This window comes from Psychrobacter sp. LFX-11D, assembly GCF_904846475.1.
Taxonomy (GTDB): domain Bacteria; phylum Pseudomonadota; class Gammaproteobacteria; order Pseudomonadales; family Moraxellaceae; genus Psychrobacter; species Psychrobacter cryohalolentis.
On the sequence record NZ_CAJHAV010000010.1, the window covers coordinates 52,203 to 71,849 of the forward strand.

The 19,647-nt window shown below is 38.9% G+C and carries 14 protein-coding genes; 7 read left to right on the forward strand and 7 right to left on the reverse strand.

Going from position 1 to position 19,647, the window contains the following annotated elements; translation table 11 throughout:
- Nucleotides 1-238 precede the first annotated feature (238 nt).
- The 5 genes from JMX75_RS08765 to JMX75_RS08785 are packed head-to-tail and all read right to left on the reverse strand — an operon-like array spanning nt 239 to nt 7,890.
- Complete coding sequence (locus tag JMX75_RS08765) at nt 239-3,385, reverse strand: tyrosine-type recombinase/integrase (protein ID WP_201532034.1); 3,147 nt, start codon at nt 3,383-3,385, stop codon at nt 239-241.
- The gene (locus JMX75_RS08770; protein ID WP_201532035.1) at nt 3,378-5,693 is read right to left on the reverse strand and encodes a hypothetical protein; all 2,316 of its coding nucleotides are present in this window, start codon (nt 5,691-5,693) and stop codon (nt 3,378-3,380) included. Before JMX75_RS08770 ends, JMX75_RS08765 begins: the two co-directional genes overlap by 8 nt.
- A 2-nt stretch (nt 5,694-5,695) precedes the next feature.
- Entirely contained in the window at nt 5,696-6,250 is a 555-nt protein-coding gene (locus JMX75_RS08775) for a hypothetical protein (protein WP_201532036.1), read from the reverse strand.
- Nucleotides 6,251-6,262: 12 nt separating this feature from the next.
- Nucleotides 6,263-7,570 carry a YdaU family protein gene (locus JMX75_RS08780; protein WP_201532037.1) on the reverse strand — a complete coding sequence of 436 codons (1,308 nt, stop codon included), beginning with the start codon at nt 7,568-7,570 and terminating at the stop codon, nt 6,263-6,265.
- Between the two features lie 56 nt (nt 7,571-7,626).
- The gene (locus tag JMX75_RS08785; protein ID WP_201532038.1) at nt 7,627-7,890 is read right to left on the reverse strand and encodes a helix-turn-helix domain-containing protein; all 264 of its coding nucleotides are present in this window, start codon (nt 7,888-7,890) and stop codon (nt 7,627-7,629) included.
- Between the two features lie 247 nt (nt 7,891-8,137).
- On the opposite strand from JMX75_RS08785, the gene JMX75_RS08790 reads away from it, so the two are divergent.
- Nucleotides 8,138-9,046 carry a helix-turn-helix domain-containing protein gene (locus JMX75_RS08790; protein ID WP_201532039.1) on the forward strand — a complete coding sequence of 303 codons (909 nt, stop codon included), beginning with the start codon at nt 8,138-8,140 and terminating at the stop codon, nt 9,044-9,046.
- Between the two features lie 945 nt (nt 9,047-9,991).
- Here JMX75_RS08790 and JMX75_RS08795 read toward each other — a convergent pair.
- Complete coding sequence (locus tag JMX75_RS08795; protein WP_011513867.1) at nt 9,992-10,645, reverse strand: TetR/AcrR family transcriptional regulator; 654 nt, start codon at nt 10,643-10,645, stop codon at nt 9,992-9,994.
- A 238-nt stretch (nt 10,646-10,883) separates the two neighbouring features.
- Between JMX75_RS08795 and JMX75_RS08800 the strand changes: the two genes are divergently transcribed.
- The 4 genes from JMX75_RS08800 (at nt 10,884) to JMX75_RS08815 (ending at nt 16,710) form a co-directional block, all read left to right on the forward strand.
- Nucleotides 10,884-12,035, forward strand: a complete 1,152-nt coding sequence (locus JMX75_RS08800) for an acyl-CoA dehydrogenase family protein (protein WP_201532040.1) — start codon at nt 10,884-10,886, stop codon at nt 12,033-12,035.
- A 177-nt stretch (nt 12,036-12,212) separates the two neighbouring features.
- A complete protein-coding gene (locus JMX75_RS08805) occupies nt 12,213-13,421 on the forward strand; it encodes an acetyl-CoA C-acetyltransferase (protein ID WP_201532041.1) in 1,209 nt (402 codons plus the stop codon).
- 66 nt (nt 13,422-13,487) lie between these two features.
- Entirely contained in the window at nt 13,488-15,659 is a 2,172-nt protein-coding gene (locus JMX75_RS08810; protein WP_201532042.1) for a 3-hydroxyacyl-CoA dehydrogenase NAD-binding domain-containing protein, read from the forward strand.
- Nucleotides 15,652-16,710, forward strand: coding sequence for a CaiB/BaiF CoA transferase family protein (locus JMX75_RS08815; protein ID WP_201532043.1), 1,059 nt, complete (start codon nt 15,652-15,654; stop codon nt 16,708-16,710). The genes JMX75_RS08810 and JMX75_RS08815 overlap by 8 nt, the downstream gene beginning before the upstream one ends.
- A 468-nt stretch (nt 16,711-17,178) precedes the next feature.
- On the opposite strand, the gene JMX75_RS08820 is transcribed toward JMX75_RS08815, so the two are convergent.
- Nucleotides 17,179-18,084: a LysR family transcriptional regulator gene (locus tag JMX75_RS08820; protein WP_201532044.1), complete on the reverse strand. Its 906-nt coding sequence runs from the start codon at nt 18,082-18,084 to the stop codon at nt 17,179-17,181.
- A gap of 150 nt (nt 18,085-18,234) precedes the next feature.
- Between JMX75_RS08820 and JMX75_RS08825 the strand changes: the two genes are divergently transcribed.
- Entirely contained in the window at nt 18,235-18,624 is a 390-nt protein-coding gene (locus JMX75_RS08825; protein WP_133104536.1) for a DoxX family protein, read from the forward strand.
- Between the two features lie 77 nt (nt 18,625-18,701).
- Complete coding sequence (locus tag JMX75_RS08830) at nt 18,702-19,424, forward strand: YoaK family protein (RefSeq protein WP_133104535.1); 723 nt, start codon at nt 18,702-18,704, stop codon at nt 19,422-19,424.
- Nucleotides 19,425-19,647: the final 223 nt, after the last annotated feature.

The window sequence follows — 19,647 nt, forward strand, 5'->3', positions numbered from 1 at the left end:
ATATTATCAATAAACAAAGTTGATTACTACGAACTATAGACATAAACAACGTTTATAATGATGAGAAGAATTAAATACTAGGACATTATTAAGACCCAATTTTTTGTATGAGTTTACTTGCAGCTTATCATAATTAATTTATTTCCTAATTCTACATAGGAATTAAGCTTGACTAAAATTTTTTAGTTATAATATGCTTTCAAATTATTCAAGTTAATTTAGAGTAGTTAAAGCTAAATTACTCTATATAAATCAGCACACTCAATAAATATCCAAGATACTTCAGCACACCTGATGAAGCATAATAATTCTCAGATATAGCCATATTCTTATCTGATCGTTTGATTTTTTTCTGCACTACCCTAACTTCATAACCATGGAAATTTTGACGACTTCCAGTACGTATCTGACTATCTAGCTTCAAACATCGTTTTAATTGAGTTACTTCGTTTTCACCTGAAGCTCTAATTTGCCAGTGTAGTGCATTAATAAGTTTACATCCTACCTCTAAGAACTGCTCTAACATCTTTATTTCACTAGGCTTGATCCCAAAATGTATAGATGATGTTTTTATATTCTGTTTCGCTACGAATATTTCAACAAACATTTTTAGTTGATCGGGTTCATGAATAGACATTTGATATGCTTTTTCTAATGCTTTAACTAACAGTTCTTGATTCTTACTACCATTCGGCGAGCTTAGTAAAATTTTTTCATCGCTAGCAAAAATCAGATTTGCATTGTAATATAACTGTCTAGCTTCGGTTATATTAATGCCATGTCTTATAGCAACCTCAGGCAATAGTCTATCTCGTTTTTCTAAGTTAAGTTTCTGTAGCTCTTCTAAATAGGCAATCACATCCGAATATTTTTGATGAATAAAAATAGATTGCGATGCTAATCTATTAGATTCTATGACTGGCGAATTTGTAGAAATATTAAGACTATCAACAAATAAAGGGTTCTTATTAGTCACTAAGCTTTTAACTAAGTACGATCTTAGCAGGCTAAGTCTTACCTTTTTAGACTTAGCATCGTAAACATCTTTGTTTTGTCTATGTATAGTCTGATATTTTAAATCTGTGATTTGCTGAAAGACTGTATAAGGAAGTTGTAACTTAGCATCAGCTAACTGTATTGCTGTATGCAGGTGGGCAGTATGAATGTAGTGCTCAAATGTTGTATCAGGTGTCAAATGCCCTGCAAAACTTGCCAGCCCAAACCATGATCCTTGTGCTTTATGGTAGCCAAGGATACCCTCAATAATAGTCTCACGCTGCTTAGCATCATAATCTGTCATTATTGATGCTAAGGAAGACTTACCTAGCACTAAAGCCAGTTGGCTTATGGCTGTATGTCTAAAGCTATGAAAAGTAAAGTCATGCTCTCCAAGCAGTCTATCCCAAATTAACTTCATCATATTACTAAAGAACGTACTCGGTAATGGCTGTTTACCTGAACCTTGTGAGAACAAGTATTTCCGTTTTAACCGTTTCTGATGCTTAAAAAGCTCGATAAACAAATCCATTTCATCTTTTTTTAAAAGGCAGTTAATAGGTATTACACGACTTGCACTGCTACTTTTAAGTCTACGATAACGATTCGGTCTTATCCAAATCTTAGGCTCATCAATTTCTTGATTATAATTGTCAGTATAAATATCTGCAATATCTGAAACTCTAATACCAATGAGCTCTTTTATCCGTAGCCCTGTTCTATAAGCAATACTCAGAACAACTAGACAAATTCTTTTCTGCTCAAGCTCTAACTTTGATTCGTCAACATATACTTTCATAGCATGGTAGATGCGAGGAGAAATGATATTAGCTTTGACGATTTGCCTATTATTACGCCATGCAAAATATACATAGGGCGCATCATGACACTCACGCTGATAATCATGAAAAGCTCTTAAACGACCATAAGTAAACCCTTGACCATCTCTAAGCTTATTCATGTACGAACGATCATTACTACCTACTAGCTTATCATCAAAATTAGAGTCTTTATTTATGACTGATTTTTTTCGACCATCTTTATTTTTGCTCTGAATAACTTGCTCATAAATAACCTCAAAGTCTTCGCCGTCCCATTTATCTATATCCTCATTAATTGTCAGCATTAACCAATCGCGCCCTATACACCCCAAATATTTGCTTATGCTCTCTTGATTTAAACTTTTATCATCCAATAACTGACGTACCCATCCTAGTATGCGCTGTGCGTTTGGTTGAAGAAACTCATTCTGTAACTGCTCAATACCATCTATGGCATTTACTCTAGTATCTTTAAGCTCTTCCTGAATTGCTCTGATCATATTTTTACTAAACGCAGGATAACTTATACTTTCTCTACTTGCATTTATAGGCTTAGAATAATCTAGTTCAAATAACTCATTCCATTGCAGCTGTTTAACATTAGAGTTAATTTCTTCTTTATTGTAACTAAGCAGCTTATTTATAGGTAGACTTGTAGTTTTAATTTTACCCTGCTTGATCGTAGCTAATGCATTATCAATATCAGCTCCTTCTAATTGTCTCCAGTGATAGTTAGCGTATTTGATCAGGTGTGAAAGATGTGGCTTTGTCTTATCTTTGTTTTGCAGTGAAAGCTTTCTACTAATATCACTAATTATTGTATCGAAAGATTTAATGTCTCCCTTTTTAAAAACTTTATCCTTTAACGCATATAAAAAACACAACGTTACATCATCTGGAACATACTCAACATAGCGTTTTAATTCGCTGTCAGGAGTATCACTTGAGTTTCTACTAGATGACTCCCAACACCCATAACTATTATCGTCAATAACTAATAGAATAATCGGTACACTCTCAACACCTACCGTATTACCTTCACTAGGTAAATCTATTCTATAGACTTCGGATTCAGCCAAAAGCCATTCGTAAAATGCTTTTAATACTTCAATATCGTTAAGGGCGCCGTAGACAATGCTGCAGAATATCGCGGATTCGACCAAATCATTGGTAGTGAACTTTACCTTCCTTTGCCATATTTCTATCATTTCTCGGCTGGCTTGACTGACCTGTGACCCCTTTACGAACCAATCATAACCAATGCTCAAGCTGTCTCTCTCTGCTAAGACAGGAACAACTGGCTCATCAAGATAAACTTTATGATTTTTATTATATATACGAATAACTTCTAAAAATCCTTGACGTGCCAGCTGAAAACTAAGAGGAGTGTCAAAGTTGATTTCTAAAATGGTATTTATATCTTGGTAATAATCAAACAGATCTATACCTTTACAGAGTGGATTAGAGTTCATATAAGACTTAACAAGGCTTTTAGCTTCGTTCTTAATGTCCTCATGAGCGCTATTACGATTCTCAGCTCTTAGCTTATGTGCAACTAGCTCAGACATATATAGTCACCTCAACTTGTTTCAGATTAAGTTCATAAGCAATTTCATCCAAATAGTTACTTATTCCCTTTAGCTCATTAATTGATAATGAAGACATTGGATGCATCGCCTCCTGATCAGGGTGTTCATGACCGTAAAGAGCGCATATCAAGTGCTCTGGCGCTCTATTTACTAACATTGATCGCAACTGGTGTCTCAGCCAATTGTCTTGATGACTAAAGAATCTCTTTAATTGATAGCGAACTTTGCTAGGTGTAATGCCTGAAAACCCCTTAGGGTTTTTACTAAAGATTTGAATAAGAGGTTGGCGAGAGTTTAAAATATCATCTATGGGAAACTGCTCAGAGGGATATATAACATTATGCAGTGAAGCAAATTCTTTTATATATTCAATATAATTTTGTATCGCTATAATTAAAAATTTGCTTAAAGGTATGAGTCTTCCCTGCTCTTGTCCTTGACGCTCTTCTTTATCAGAGACCCAAAACAACCCTGCTATAAAATCAAGCTGGTTTAACACACCTGGCGCATGTACAACAGGTCTTATACCTGTCTGAATCATGATAATATGCCATAGCCAAATACCATAGGCATTAAACTGCTCTATATAACGATCCTGTCGAATACTTAAGTTTCGCTCAAGGCATCCATTAAAACTTTCGGCTCCATTCGCTAATTCTGAAAAGAACTTTTGACATGTCAGTTTATTTAAAGCCATATCACTACCGATATAACTCTGGCGCTCTATATTTTCTGATTTAGTTTTGTAATCTTGACGAAGCTGTGATTGAATCATATCAGGACAATATTTTCTCATTAACAAAATAGCACTTCTATATGTATTCTCAATACTATTAGAATCAATGCTTGTGTAGTAAAGAGGCGAGCTATGTCTAACGTCAACACCAGTGATTAAATCAGCGTGCAACGGCTCATTTAACTTATTTTTTATGATGAGGTATAGAGCTGAATTTATGTGTTGATAACTGAGTGCAGGCAGGTCTAATTGTTCTTGTAGGTCTTTTAGTATTTCAGATATATCTGTATTTTCGATATTGACTGCGTCAATAATGGAATGCAATTGAGTAGGTAAAAGAAGTATAAATTCGTTATCAATGCTCTTGCGATGTTGCAGTAGATGACTTCTGCGATTCATAGTAACGTTTACTACAATCTTCAAAGTGTAGTAGCTTTCACCTATTATTTTTTTACTGCTGAGCCACGTGCGTTGGCTTTTCTCTTTGCCAAGTTCATTAATGACTTCTTGGATCTTACGTCCACTAAGGAATGACATTAAGATAACTACATAGCCAAAACGACTATCATCATCCGTAACCATTGAAAGCTGCCAAACTCTATTAAACAATTTTTGAATACTGAGTAAACTTAACTGCCTTAAGCTTGTTGGAAAGCCAAATTGATTGCGCCTAGCGTGGCGAAAGTTATTTTTGAGTTTCCATTGCTGCAGCTCAGCAGACTTAGCAGTATACTTAGAAGGCTTAAAATCATTATCTAAAAGCTTCTCTGGATCATCATCAGCTAAATTTTCATTGGAGGACACATTATCGTTTTGGTGACTTATCCCAAATATAGTGGCTCTAAGTGGTTCATCATCACTATCAAGAAAAACCTTGTTTAAACCAACACTATTATTGGCAGTGTCATCAGACTTAGAATAAGTCTTGCCAATAAACGCTTTATCTTCCGCCACAACCTCATAGGCGAGCCTAATGCGGCTAATTTTTGCTGCCAGCTTTTTATTGACAACCTTATTTGACGCTTCTGACTGCTTAGTTAAAGCCTCATACCGGCGAATAGCATTTAGTATACTTTCTAATGAACTCTGCTGGGCATGTATACCAATGAGCTCATTTATTATTTCAGATTGAGGATTGTGCGAATTTAATCCCATTCTGACTCTAACGCCTAACTGACTGACCTTAGCAAAGTGATTATCCTCTCGCAGTGTGATCCTTAAAGTTATTTGTAGGTAAACACTCATAAACTGCCAAGCACTGTTTTTGCTATCTACCGTTCCATATCTTTTATAAAACATTACGAGCATATATGAGACAGCCCATTCTTCAATTTTCTGCTCTTTAATAATCGTATTAGCTATGCTAGCGCATTCATTTCTTGTAAAAGTCACCTCAAATAAATTTATAGTGGAGTTTATATTCAGAGCAAAGTCTGGCCTAAAGCCCACTACGTAAATAATCAAATTTTGTATTTTTAGACTGTCAGGGGAATCTTTAGGTATTAACTTATTGAGAGCTGTTTTTAGCTCATCTCTACTCAAATTCATCATAATTAGTTCACCAGCCAATCCATGTTTTTTGGAATACCTATCACATCGTTCTCAATAGACCTTCTGCATTGTTGATACTCAAAGCTTGCCTTTTTAATACCTGCATATTGACAATACGACTCAACGGATAAAACCTCTATGCGCATCAATTTACAAATAACTGAGCTAGGCGCTGTCTGCTTAAGCGCCTTAAACAAGTCTAGATGATTAATATTTTTTAAATTAGTAAGTTGTACTACTTCAGACCATGCCAGCATTTGAATATCTTTGATGCTCTCAGGCGTAACAAGACATGGATAACTGTCCACGTCTCTTACTCTTAATAAGTCATTAACTCTCTCAAAATCATTAATAAAGTAATATGTATCACTACTGTTTTTGATCACTCTAATAGGTGGACAATAAAACTTATCTAGATATCTAATGCTCACAGAAGATGAGCTAAGCCTAAGTCTTTGCCAAATTATTAAAGCTTGCTCAGCTTGTGGATGTACAATTAATTTGTCTCTATCTAAATTAATGAGCTTTTGATTTGGTTTTAAGTTTGTAGTTTTCATACTGTCTCAAATTTATTTTTCTTTTTGTATTTCAATTATTAATCGATCATAAGTCTCGTCCTGCGACTCGCCAGGCATTTGATGTTGTCCTATATATGTGTAGGTTTCATCAACTGACATATTTGGTAGCGATGACCTCCATAACCCGTTAAGAACTACATTAATTTTAGGGTTGGCTTTAACTTTAGAAGTTGATGAAGTTTTATGACTTGGATGATAAACATCAGTCGTAATCTCTCTGCTATCATTCTTATTTGATTTGCTGCTTCTCTCATTTTCCCAGTCTTCATCATCGATATTGAAGCGTTTATCGGTCTGCTCTTTAATAGTGCGTTGGCCATCTACAACACGCTGTAACCATTGACGTAACCTTAGTTTACGAATATTTTCATTTTTTAGAGGCTTACCATTTTGAGCTTTCTCCGCATAATATATTTTAAAATCTTTAACGTGTAACTCATACTCATCGTCTGTCATCTCTAGTTTGATGTTTATCAGTGATAATTCGTTTTGCATAGCGCTTTTTACAGGCGCTTCCCATTCTTCAATACCACCATAACTGTGAGTAGATAGATTATGATTAGTATCAGTTTGCTCAACAAGATCAGTTTGAACATCTGAGTAAATAACAGAAGAGCCTTGCGAGTGTGCTTCTCTCTCAAATGGTTTCTGGTTCTTGTTTTCCTGTTTGTGTTTTCTGGTTATAGCTTCTTTTTGCGTGACTATTGCGTGACTCTCAGAGTGACACGTTGCGACATCCTTGTAGTTTGAATTAATCTTATTTCGATGTGTGTCAAATAACTTTCGTAATTCAATCATACCTTCAGCGCCTTTACTATCTACACCTATCTCTGATAACTGCTTGCGCATTAATTTTTCAGCATCACGTGACTTGGCTTTTCTTTGAGCATCAGTTAAAGGAGTGTTTGAAGTAGCAGTACTATTATCAGTCGTGACATCATCACTACTTATTGTGTCGTTTGTGCTATTTCTCCAGTTACCAGCCCTATAATTCTTTAAGATAGTCTCCCACGCAGCGTGTTTGTATGATTTAGTACGTTTATCCAACTTAAATTTATCTTTTAAAATTATTTCCAAGGCTCTTCTCTCATCATCACTACTACAAGATAACCTGTGTGCTAATAGATCTACATCAGAAGTAAAAGGCTTACCATCTTTTAAATAATTCGTACGCATATCTAAATAGATGCCTTTCTCTATACGTGTCATATGGCGAGTTTCAAGCTCCCAGTCACCGAAATTATGATTAACATAATGCATAGCACCAGAGCTAATTGGTGTATTTTTCGAATTCCTCATTATTAATATCCTTAAATATAATTTGTCCCGAGTTTACTAATACTTTTCACAAACATTTAATTTGATGTACATGACCTTTGGCAGACATCAAGATATTCATCAAGATGTTTTTTACGATATAAAACATGCCTGCCAGCTTTACTATAAGTAATAGCGTCTGATTGATGACAGCGCATATGTTGCAATGTGTGCAACGACTTGCCAATGTAAGCGGCGGCAAATTCAGGAGGAAAAGGAGTGTTTTCATCAGCTTTGATAACTTTTTGCCTTAATACCTCTTTTTCATCATCTGTATACTCTGACCAATTCTTTTTACTCATAGCATTCATCCATTTAGTTATTGGTTAATGAAGATAGATATAGCTCATAAAAAATATTAGCTCATATGCAGTTCTCTTTTTATATTTATTATGTAACTTTTGTAGTTAATATGTAAATTTTATGCATATATAGCTTATTTTATTAACAATAAAACACATTAATAAAAACTAGCATATATCAAGTTTCCTACGATTATTTTATAATAAATCTTTGAAAGAAACTTTTGATAAGAATAATGGATTATTTATGAGTATGGATCTTGATAAAGTGGCTGAGAGAATTAAAGATTTAATGGACTCTAAAGGCTTAAAGCAAGTTGATATTGTAAAAGCTATAGGAATTTCCAAATCGAGCGTATCTAAATGGCTAAATGCTAAAGCTTGTCCAAGTGGAGAATATCTTCGCCGCCTCTCTGAAGTATTAGAAACGTCTGAGTATTGGATACTAAACGGTGAGCATACTTATAGTTCATATGCAGATATTGACGATGCTATGGACTATATGAACGCTTACGAAGAAAGTATGAGGGATCATTACATTACAGAGCTCGGTTTAGAACCTAGACTTCCGTATAGTATTAGATTTTTAAAAGAAGAGTTTGAGAATAAGATTTTTAGTGAGCATGAAGAGTTTGAAAAACGATACGAGCCTTCTGCTGAACAAGAGCGTCAAATCGAAGAGTATGAAGAGTATGAAGAGTGGCTAGAATGGGAGGAAAGAGCGGATGATTTTATTGAAAATAGGTCGACCTTAGAACAGATAAAGAAATATCCCAATTTAAGTGTTTTTATAGAAAATTTTAAACATGTAGAACAACCATTAAGGTCGCAATCTGAAATTGCTGAACGGACGAACAGTAACTTAAGTAAGACCCTATTCTATAATCAAGAAGACCATAGCATGCAGCCGATAATCACTATTGGTGCACAGTGCTCAGTAGATTTAACTAAACGCACTATAAAAAACGGCAAGTTTTACTTGATAAGAACGGATAGCTTTTACGGGGTAAGAGCACTATTTAGTCAGTCTGATGGTGGCCTGCTACTACAATGTAAGAACAAGGAATATCCAGATGAGAAAATTTCTAAATCCAAAACAGACAGCTTAGAGGTTCTCGGTTATGTTTATGCTTGGACTAATATGGATCCTTGGTAAAGAAATGTCTTAACGTGACCTTAAAGCTACTTATGAAGAATACTAAATATTAAAAAAAGGTCATCTGCACCTTTAGGAGGCATAAGCAAATAATAAGCTCGACTATCCAAACGCGCTAAATCAATAGTTTAATGACAATCGCTCGAATCTGAAGAGGATCAGTGATATTAAATGCATTTGGACTACTAAGGACTGCTTGTATCTAATGTATGATAAAGAATTATGTACTAGAGAGCTTATTGGCTAAGCAATAAATAAATGTACGCAGCTGATTCGATATGCTGCGCATTCAATGTAATAATTAGGGATAAACGGTTGGGTCAAAGTTTAATTATTACAATCTATATAATTTAATATTTTGTACAATCTGCTGATAACTTTTTTGGTACTCTTAACTGAATCGAAGTCCGTTACATAAATGCGTTTCATCATATTAAAATTAACGACGAGATCTAAAACTAGTTAAACAAACCAATTTTTAAAAGTAATTTTGATACTTATTTGATACTTGAAAAATATTGTTACATCTTTTTAGTTATAGCTAAATATAGTTAATTTAACCCTAAGTCATTGTTTATAAATATATTTTATCTCTACTCATTGCTTATTATCGTTAAGTATATCTAGTTATTTGAGATAGCCAAAGGATTCAAAATCCGTTGCCTTTAAAAGCGTGTCGGTTCGAGTCCGACCACCGGTACCAATTAGCAGTACAAGCAAGTCCAAGAATGACTGATTAGCCCTTATGTTCAATAGCATAAGGGCTTTTTTGTGTCTGTAGTAGTCCGAGCAGGTCTATAGCAAACTGAGATTCATAACAGTAAACCAGATAGTAATTACACCTTTTACTGTTTAATCAAAATGGAATTACTGTCTAACGATAAAAGTTAAGATTGGAGACGCTGTTAGAAAGTCAGGTTCTAATATGGTCTAGGCGATAAACCATTACACTTTCTCTGTTTCAGGCTTAGATATCGCTCGCCACAAAATCACAAATAGCGCGTCAAATTCTGCGTTTATCGGCGTATTGGTCTGCCGCATAATATGCATAAAACCTAGACGGCTGATAAAACCCATAAAAACATCAAACAAAATATATAGCGGCACACTGTCATTCAATACCCCCCGTTTTTGCCCATCTTCAAGCACATCCAAAAATGCACCAATCAGCTCTTTATTCTCATAGATAGCAATACTGCGAATGCGGGATACCGATATCGAGGACAGCACCATCACTGCATCTGGATGGCTGTCGACAAAATCAAAACATACCCAGAGTGTCTTGCGCAATCGATCTTTCACGCTATCAATCCCTTGTAAGTGATCCATGATCCGCGTCGCCAACCTACCAAGCACGATATCCATAATGGTATTAAACAGGGTTTGCTTGTCTCCAAAATATTTATAAAGCGTTTGCAATGAAACGTTGGCAGACTTTGCAATTTGCGCCATCGTTACTTCACTAGGGTCGAAGCCTGCGAACACTTTACGAACCGCTTGTTCAATCTTATCCAAGGTGGCAGGTCGCATATCTGATAAGGGCGCTAAATGTTGAGAGGTCTCAATACCATCCTTTTGCTTGACCGCCTTCATTGTCATTACTATTTACTCCCTTTTAATCTACTTGGACTAGAGTCAATCTCTTTACTCAATAAGCCAATTTTGTCTAAGGTAAGATGTATTACCATTTATTTTAAACGTATTGAATAAAGCATTTTGGTCATCTAGTATATCTTCTACAAGTTTTTATTTTAAAGAGTTTTTGATACCAAACTAAAGGGTAATATAAATTACCCTAAATTCAATTTCTATATAATTACTGTCAAGGATGGACAACATGAGTATTGAAGCTTTTACCTCAAACTGGATGACCGAAGAACATAGCATGGTATATGACAGTGCTTTGAAGATGTTTAAAAGTTGGGAGGATAAAGATGAGCAGTGGCGTGAAAACGGCATGATAGACCGTGAAGCTTGGCACGAGGCAGGCGATATGGGCTTTTTATGTGCGTCAATGCCTGAAGAATATGGCGGTGGTGGCGGTGATTTTGGTCACGAAGCCGTGATTCTTTTGGCTCAGGCACAGGCTAACCAAGCTGGTTTTGGTGGTATGGTTCACTCAGGTATTGTAGCGCCCTATATTTTAAAGCACGGTACTGAAGAGCAGAAAAAATCATGGCTACCTAAACTGGCTACTGGCGAATCTGTTGGCGCTATCGCGATGACAGAACCAACGACAGGCTCTGACTTACAGGCAATAAAAACCTACGCGGTGAAAGATGGCGACGACTACATTATCAATGGTTCAAAAACGTTTATTACTAACGGTCAGCATACCAACCTTATCGTATTAGCTTGCAAAACGGATCGCGATCAGGGCGCTCAGGGTGTCTCCTTGATTGTTGTTGAAACTGACGCTCTAGAAGGTTTCTCACGTGGTCGTAACCTTAAAAAGACCGGTCTATCTTCTCAAGATACCTCAGAGCTATTCTTCAGTAACGTCCGTGTCCCACAGAAAAACCTATTGGGCGGTATAGAAGGCCTTGGCTTCATCCAAATGATGCAAGAGTTGCCGCAAGAGCGTTTAATCATTGCGCTAAGTGGTTGCGGTGCTATCAAGCTGGCTTTAGAGTTGACGCTTGAGTACGTAAAAGAGCGTGAAGCCTTTGGAAAGTCAATTTGGAAGTTCCAAAACACGCGTTTTAAGCTGGCTGAAGTTCAAGCTGATTACCTAGCCGTAAAAGCTTTGTGTGACTCTGCTGTTGAAGCGATGATTAATGGCACCTTAACCGCACCCCAAGCGTCACTAATTAAATATTGGGTGACTGAAAAACAGTGCAAGGTCATGGATGAATGCTTACAGTTATTCGGTGGTTACGGCTATATGACAGAGTACCCAATCGCTCGTATGTATGCGGATGCTCGCGTCCAAAAAATCTACGGCGGCACTAATGAGATTATGAAGGAGTTGGCCGCACGCTTTATGTAATAGCGTTGGGTGAAACCAAGCCACTTTATGAAAACCGCTACATGCAAATAAATACATGCCAGCCAATATACGAATGTTATTAAGCCAAATGTTATTAAGCATTTGATTGAGGAGAATACATTCTCCTCAAAATTCATTATTTAACAAATATCCAATTAAATATTAAAGGGATTTATTATGACTGAGACCGCTTATATCTATGATGCCATCCGCACCCCACGCGGCAAAGGGAAGAAAGATGGGTCCCTTCATCAGGCGACGCCTATTTGGCTGACTCGCACACTACTCCAAGAGATGCAGCAGCGTCATAATTTGGATACCAGCTTAGTTGATGATGTGGTGCTTGGCTGTGTGACACCAGTCGGTGAGCAAGGCTCTGATATTGCCCGTATTGCTGTCCTAGATGCTGGCTGGGATCAAAGTGTCGCAGGTGTGACATTATCACGCTATTGTGCTTCAGGTCTTGAGTCTATCAATCTTGCTGCTGCCAAAGTGATGTCTGGCATGGAAGACATGGTCGTTGCTGGTGGTGTTGAGTCAATGAGCCGCGTGCCAATGGGTTCTGATGGCGGCGCTTGGTATATGGATCCCCGTGTCAATGATGCTACAAGTTTTGTCCCACAAGGTGTGGGCGCTGATACCATCGCAACCTTAAAAGGCTTTAGCCGTAAAGACGTTGACGAGTTTGCATCAGAGTCACACAGAAGAGCAGCCGCAGCTTGGGAAAAAGGCTACTACGATAAATCAGTGGTTCCAGTCAAAGATTTAAACGGTTTATTGCTATTAGACAAAGACGAAACCATTCGTCCAAACACTTCAGTAGAGACTTTAACTGGCCTAAACCCTTCATTTATGATGCCAGGAAAAATGGGTTTTAATAGCGTGATATTAGACAAATACACCACTATTGAAAACGTCAACCACGTACACCACGCTGGTAACTCATCGGGTATCGTCGATGGCGCTGCGATCTGCCTCGTCGGTAGTGCGGCTGCTGGTCAAAAAGCTGGTCTTAAGCCACGTGCCAAAATCACGATGGCATCAGTCATTGGTTCAGAGCCCGCCATCATGCTGACCGGCCCTACACCTGCTTGTAAAAAAGCTTTGGCTAAAGCGGGTATGACTGCTGCTGATATTGACCTTTGGGAGATTAACGAAGCCTTTGCAGTTGTACCTCTAAATACTGCCAATGACTTTGGAATCTCGCTGGATATTGTCAACGTCAACGGTGGCGCTATCGCTATGGGTCACCCACTTGGTGCGACAGGCGCGATGCTGCTAACCACGGTACTTGATGAGCTTGAGCGCCGCGATTTGAAAACAGCAATGATTACCCTATGTGTGGGTGGTGGCATGGGGATTGCGACTATCATTGAACGAGTATAAGAACGTTTATCAAAAATGGTTATGGATGACTAATCGTACAGCATAATAAATTAAGAAGGACTTAATATGAGCACTAATAGCGTAGATACCATCAATGCATTGAAAAACTTTTCTGCCGAATCTGATCATGGAATTATCACGGTTACTATCGATCAAACCGATCGTAAGATGAATGTCATTGGTGATGGCTTTAATGACGCCTTTGCTACGTTGACTGATGCTTTTGTCACCGACCAAGAAGTAAAAGGTTTGATCCTCACGTCTGGCAAATCAACCTTTGTAGTTGGCGCAGATATTGACCAACTGGCCACTATTGAAACTGCTGAGCAAGCGTTTGACTTGGTTGAGGACTTAAAAACTAGCCTGCGTAAACTTGAAACTTCAGGTAAACCAGTGGTTGCTGCCATTACTGGTACGGCATTAGGTGGTGGTTTAGAGCTGGCGTTAGCCTGTCATTATCGCATCGCTATTGACTCTCCAAAGACCAAGCTGGGTTTACCTGAAGTTAAACTAGGTTTATTACCTGGTGGCGGCGGCACTCAACGTCTGCCACGTCTGATTGGTATTCAAAAAGCACTTGAGCTGATGACGCAAGGCAAAACGCTTAGCGCACAGCAAGCGGTTGAAATTGGTCTTATCGATGATGTCGCTCATGACAATGATGAGCTTATCAGTAAGGCAAAAGCGTGGATTAATGAAAATCCGAAAGCACAGCAGCCATGGGATAAAAAAGGTTTTAAAATCCCAGGCGGCGACAGCAAACATCCGAAAGTGGTGCAAGTATTTTCAATTGCGCCAGCGATGGCAAATCAAAAATCGCACGGCAACTATCCGGCAATCACTCATATCTTATCTAGTGTGTTTGAAGGCTGCTTAACGGATATCGATAACGGTCTTAAAATCGAATCACGCTTTTTTGTCGCCTGCGCGTTATCAGATGTGTCCAAAAACATGATAAATACCCTTTGGACGCAGCTAAATAGCATCAAAAAAGGTCAGTCACGCCCAGCGGGGTTTGAGCGCTCTAAAGTGAGCAAAGTCGGTATCCTTGGTGCTGGCATGATGGGTGCTGGTATCGCTTACGTCTCAGCTAAATCGGGTATGGAAGTGGTGCTGTTAGATAAGGCTATCGAAGGTGCTGAAAAAGGCAAAAACTATTCTGCTAAGTTGCTCGACAAGGCTATCAGCCGTGGTCGTTCAACGGAAGAGAAAAAACAAGCACTGTTAGACCTTATTAAAACCACAACGTCTTACGACGATTTAGAAGGCTGTGATTTAATTATCGAAGCGGTATTCGAAGATGTAGACATCAAAGCTGAATGCACGCGTAATGCTGAAGCAGTAATTCCAGAAAATGCCGTTTATGCGTCAAACACGTCTACATTGCCTATCACTGAACTTGCCAAAGCCAGCAAGCGTCCAAACCAGTTTATCGGTCTACATTTCTTCTCGCCAGTAGATAAGATGCCATTGGTTGAGATTATCGTGGGCGAAGAAACGGACAATGCAACGTTAGCCAAAGGCTTTGATTATGTTGGTCAAATCGGTAAGACACCTATCGTTGTCAATGACAGCCGAGGCTTCTACACTTCTCGCGTCTTTGGTACTTATGTCTCAGAAGGTATTGCCATGTTAAGTGAAGGTATTCACCCACGCAGCATTGAAGTGGCTGGTATGAAATCTGGTATGCCGATGCCACCACTCGCACTGCAAGATGAAGTGTCACTAAGCCTATCATTACATGTCATGCAGCAAACCAAGCGTGCTTTAGAAGCGCAAGGCAAAACCTTTACACCGCATCCAGCCATGCCAGTGGTAGAAAAAATGGTCAAAGAACTTGGCCGTGAAGGTAAAAAGGTTGCTAAAGGCTTCTATGAGTATCCTGAAAATGGTGAAAAGCGCTTATGGCCTGAGCTCACTGAACTGTACCCAATAACAGATGAGCAGCCGTCTCAGCAAGACTTGGTAGACCGCCTACTTTACGTGCAAGCCAATGAGACCGCGAAGTGTTTCGAGGAAAATGTTGTACGTACTGTGGCTGATGCAAACGTAGGTTCAATCTTCGGTTGGGGCTTTGCACCGAACCAAGGTGGTACATTACAGTTCATCAACTCAGTAGGCGTTGATAAATTTGTTGAACGTAGCCGCGAGCTTGCTAGCAAATATGGTAAGCGGTTTGAACCGGCTCAAATATTAGTGGATATGGCTTCAAGTGGTGAGGAGTTTGTTGATGGCTAATCAAGCTGATACTATGAAAAACTGCCTAGAGGGGCTGCGCGTTGTTGATTTGACGCGCAACCTACCAGGGCCTTTTGCCACGCGACTGCTTGCAGACTTAGGTGCAGAAATCATCAAAATCGAGCCAAAGAATGGTGATCCTGCCCGCGCCTTTGGCGAGCTTTTCACCGCGTTAAACCATGGTAAAGAGACTCAAAAAGTTGATTTTCGTGATCCAGTAGGTATTGAAACAATCAAAACGCATCTTAAAGATGCCGATGTGATGCTTGATAGTTTTCGCCCAGAAGTGCTTGAAGGTATGGGGCTGGACGCTAAGACCCTGCATGCTATTAATCCAAAGCTGGTCATGGTATCGATTACGGGTTATGGCGTTGTTGATGGCGAGAGCATTACCCATGATTGGGCTAATAAAGCTGGTCATGACATCAACTTTATGGCGATGAGCGGCGTGCTTGATCAGCTCAAAACCGCAGATGGTGATCAAGCAATGCCTAACATCCAGTTTGCAGATTTGGCAGGCGGCAGTGATACGGCAGTCATTACCCTTTTGGCTGCCGTGTTGTCAGCACAGCGCACGGGTAAAGGTCGTCACGTTGCGGTCAGTATGACCCATAGCTTGTATCAGCATCTGGTCATGCCAAAAGCAACTGGTAAGTTGGTTGCAAGCTTCTCTGGTAAAAACCCAAAGCCGGAGCATGATTTTTTAGGTGGTCTACTACCCTGCTATCGTTTGTACAAAACAGCAGATGACCGTCATATGGCAGTCGGCTCTTTAGAGCTAAAGTTTTGGCAAGGTTTATGTGACGTATTAGAATTACCTGAGCTCAAAACTAAACATTGGCAAATGGGTGTCATGCCTAATACCAGAGACAGCCAAGAAACGGCGCAATTGGTCGCTGATACCTTTGCCAGCTATGGTCTTGCTCACTGGCAGCAGGTTTTTGAATCGGCAGATGTGTGCGTTACGCCAGTCCTTACACTAGAGGAAGCGCGCGCGCACCCTTTATTTGCGCACCAAGATGAGCATGGTGCAACATTAGGCTGGCAGTAAAATGACATAGTCAGGACGCTATGTTAAAGTTAATCGTCAAAAACCAAAGAAGGTTTATGCTGGAAAAAATCGTTCATGATACCAACATTAAAAATATCAGCAGCAGCGGTATCGACACCATGCACACAAAAGGCTATAAAAAATCTTTGTCGTTAAAGCAGGTCTAAGTTTAACTAATCAGGAAGGCTTGCAATTTTGCGAAAAAGATTTAACGGGATGTAATAGTTATCGCGGTGATAGCAATAAGACACGGCACATTAACCTAAAAAATTATTTGCATTGTTGTTTTTAATTATCTTTATTCAGGCATTTTGAGACATCAAAATAACCACTAATAATTACTCATTTAGTTAAAAGCAGTCGTTGTCAGTACCATGGGCAAGTATTTAATACCTATTAAGTTGCTCTAAGCGAATCTATACAGGCATTACAAACTTAAGCAAAACAAACACCAACGCATAAACAAAGTTAAAAACGATCCCAATAAGGATCATCGCCAAAACGCTCAGCGATAAAATCGATTAGATAACGGCAGCGCTGCGATAAGAAACGGTTTTTGGGATAAACAGCATAAGCATTTAAAGTCGGCAATTGATACTGCTGCATGATGGGCACAAGTGCACCACTGGCTAAGGTTTTGTAAGTAATAAAATTGGGCAAAAAAGCGATTCCATGACCTTTTACCGCCATTTCTCGTAAAAAGTCGCCATTATTGACCTTTATTTTTGAGTTGATAGCGACTTGGTGCTTTTTACTTTGCTCATCTATGAGCTCTATCGTGCTAGATTTGTTTAGACCGTATTGTAAAAACTCATGCTTGGCAAAATCTTCTAGAGTAGTTGGTGTGCCCATTTTACTCAAATATTCAGGGCTGGCACATAAGGTATAGCGAATCAGCGCCAGACGTTTGGCTTGATAGCTTGAGTCCTGCAGTTCTCTAATACGAATCCCCAACTCAAACCCTTCTTCAACCAAATCTGTATGCCGATCAGAGAAATCGAGCTCAAAGTTCAAATTGGGATGCTGATTGGCATATTCATCAATGACATCATTTAGATGCATCAAGCCAAATGACAATGGCGCGGTTACTTTTAAGGTGCCCTCGATACGCGTGGGCGCACCACTGGTTTCTTCGTTTAGGGCGTCAACTTCGCTCAGTATATTGTTCACCTTTTGGTAATACTGCTCACCGGCTTGGGTTAAGTTGGATTGGCGCGTGGTGCGGCTAATAAGTTGACTGCCCAAGCGCGTCTCTAAATCCTTGAGGCGACGGCTAACCGCTGATTTGGCAATATTTAGTTGTTCGGCAGCCTTGGTAATGCTACCGGCTTCAACAATGCGTACAAACATTGCCATGTCTTCTAATTGTCCCATATAAGATGCTCCTTGACTGTTCTCTAAATAAGAACTGTTATTTGCGATTATTACGGTTTATCTATATGTGGTCAACAATTAAAATATAATCATTACTTAGCGACATATAAACGATTTAGATCCACATTGTGACATTTTTGGAGAATTACTATGGATAAATTACAAGAGCTTAGCGCCCCAATTGGTCGGCTATTTTTATCAATGATTTTTATCTTTTCAGGCTTTACCAAAATCACAGGCTACGCTGCTACTCAAGGTTATATGGAGTCGATGGGCGTACCTGATACGCTATTACCGTTGGTGATTGCCCTTGAGTTATTTGGTGGCATTGCTGTTTTGCTTGGTTTTAAAGCACGCCTGATTGCGTTATTGTTCGTGGGTTTTAACATCATATCAGCACTGCTTTTCCATCAGTTCTGGATTGATGAATCACAAATGAACCCCTTTATGAAAAACATCGCGATAGCAGGTGGGTTCTTGATGATTTTTGCTCATGGTGCAGGTGCTTATTCAATTGATCACAGCAACACGCGTAGATAATTGCCTATAACTAAAAATAAGAAAACGATGGTTAAACGTGTATTTATGCTCACTTATACTTATGACAGCTCCTTATCATGACAACTAACGCTCACAGCCCATCTAATGATAACTTACCAAGTTTTTGGCAGCGTCATCAAACGCCTGTGTTATTGACAGTGGTTGGCGGTGCCATTGATACCATTGGTTTTATCACCTTGTTTGGTTTCTTCACCGCACATGTCACGGGTAACTTGGTAATGGCGGGCAGTGGCTTGGTGAAAGGTGAAGCCGGTCTATGGATTAAACTTGCCGCCTTACCGTTATTTATTTTGACGGTCATGGTGACCAAGATATTTATTGACCATAGTAAAAATAAACAGCTAACACTGAGCCATTTATTCTTAGCGGAAGCATTTTTTCTGACCACTTTTATGATTGCCGGTTTGTACTATCAGCCTTTTGTCGATGCTGGTGATATAACCGTGGCGATAACGGGTGGATTAGGCTTAATTGCGCTGGCGATTCGTAATACCGCTAGTAAAACGGTGATTAAGCATATGAGTCCGACAGTATTGATGACGGGTAATACTACGCAACTGGGTATCAATCTGACCGATTACTTGGTCAATCGCACAGCGGACAATCGCAAAAAACTGGCACACAGCTCAGTATTGGTATCTAGCTTTTTAGTAGGCGCATTAGTGGGTGCGTTGTTATATATGCAGCTAAGTTTTTGGGCAGTAGGCTTATTTGTTTTGCCCGTGCTGTATCTATCAGTTAGGGCGCGTGATAGAGACTTTTTACAACATATTGCGTAATCGATTTTTGGGTTTATGGCAACCGTTTATGCAACTGACCCTGTTATAGAGTCCATGGTTCTACTATGAATATGTGGCGCTATCTCTGCCATCCAATTGTTCTAAAAAAAAGAATAGTTAATTGCAGTTAACGTTGTTTATCTATTATAGGACAACAATTATAATAGACCCATTGTTTAAACAAGTTAATTAATAATAAATTTATAGACATTTAACCTATTAA

Bases quoted from the DNA above. Each gene is read 5' to 3' on its own strand.
- JMX75_RS08770 (WP_201532035.1), bottom strand. From the start codon at position 5,693: ATGATGAATTTGAGTAGAGATGAGCTAAAAACAGCTCTCAATAAGTTA.
- JMX75_RS08825 (WP_133104536.1), top strand. From the start codon at position 18,235: ATGGATAAATTACAAGAGCTTAGCGCCCCAATTGGTCGGCTATTTTTA.
- JMX75_RS08785 (WP_201532038.1), bottom strand. From the start codon at position 7,890: ATGAGTAAAAAGAATTGGTCAGAGTATACAGATGATGAAAAAGAGGTA.
- JMX75_RS08790 (WP_201532039.1), top strand. From the start codon at position 8,138: ATGAGTATGGATCTTGATAAAGTGGCTGAGAGAATTAAAGATTTAATG.
- JMX75_RS08780 (WP_201532037.1), bottom strand. From the start codon at position 7,570: ATGAGGAATTCGAAAAATACACCAATTAGCTCTGGTGCTATGCATTAT.
- JMX75_RS08805 (WP_201532041.1), top strand. From the start codon at position 12,213: ATGACTGAGACCGCTTATATCTATGATGCCATCCGCACCCCACGCGGC.
- JMX75_RS08775 (WP_201532036.1), bottom strand. From the start codon at position 6,250: ATGAAAACTACAAACTTAAAACCAAATCAAAAGCTCATTAATTTAGAT.
- JMX75_RS08800 (WP_201532040.1), top strand. From the start codon at position 10,884: ATGAGTATTGAAGCTTTTACCTCAAACTGGATGACCGAAGAACATAGC.
- JMX75_RS08765 (WP_201532034.1), bottom strand. From the start codon at position 3,385: ATGTCTGAGCTAGTTGCACATAAGCTAAGAGCTGAGAATCGTAATAGC.
- JMX75_RS08830 (WP_133104535.1), top strand. From the start codon at position 18,702: ATGACAACTAACGCTCACAGCCCATCTAATGATAACTTACCAAGTTTT.
- JMX75_RS08815 (WP_201532043.1), top strand. From the start codon at position 15,652: ATGGCTAATCAAGCTGATACTATGAAAAACTGCCTAGAGGGGCTGCGC.
- JMX75_RS08820 (WP_201532044.1), bottom strand. From the start codon at position 18,084: ATGGGACAATTAGAAGACATGGCAATGTTTGTACGCATTGTTGAAGCC.
- JMX75_RS08795 (WP_011513867.1), bottom strand. From the start codon at position 10,645: ATGACAATGAAGGCGGTCAAGCAAAAGGATGGTATTGAGACCTCTCAA.
- JMX75_RS08810 (WP_201532042.1), top strand. From the start codon at position 13,488: ATGAGCACTAATAGCGTAGATACCATCAATGCATTGAAAAACTTTTCT.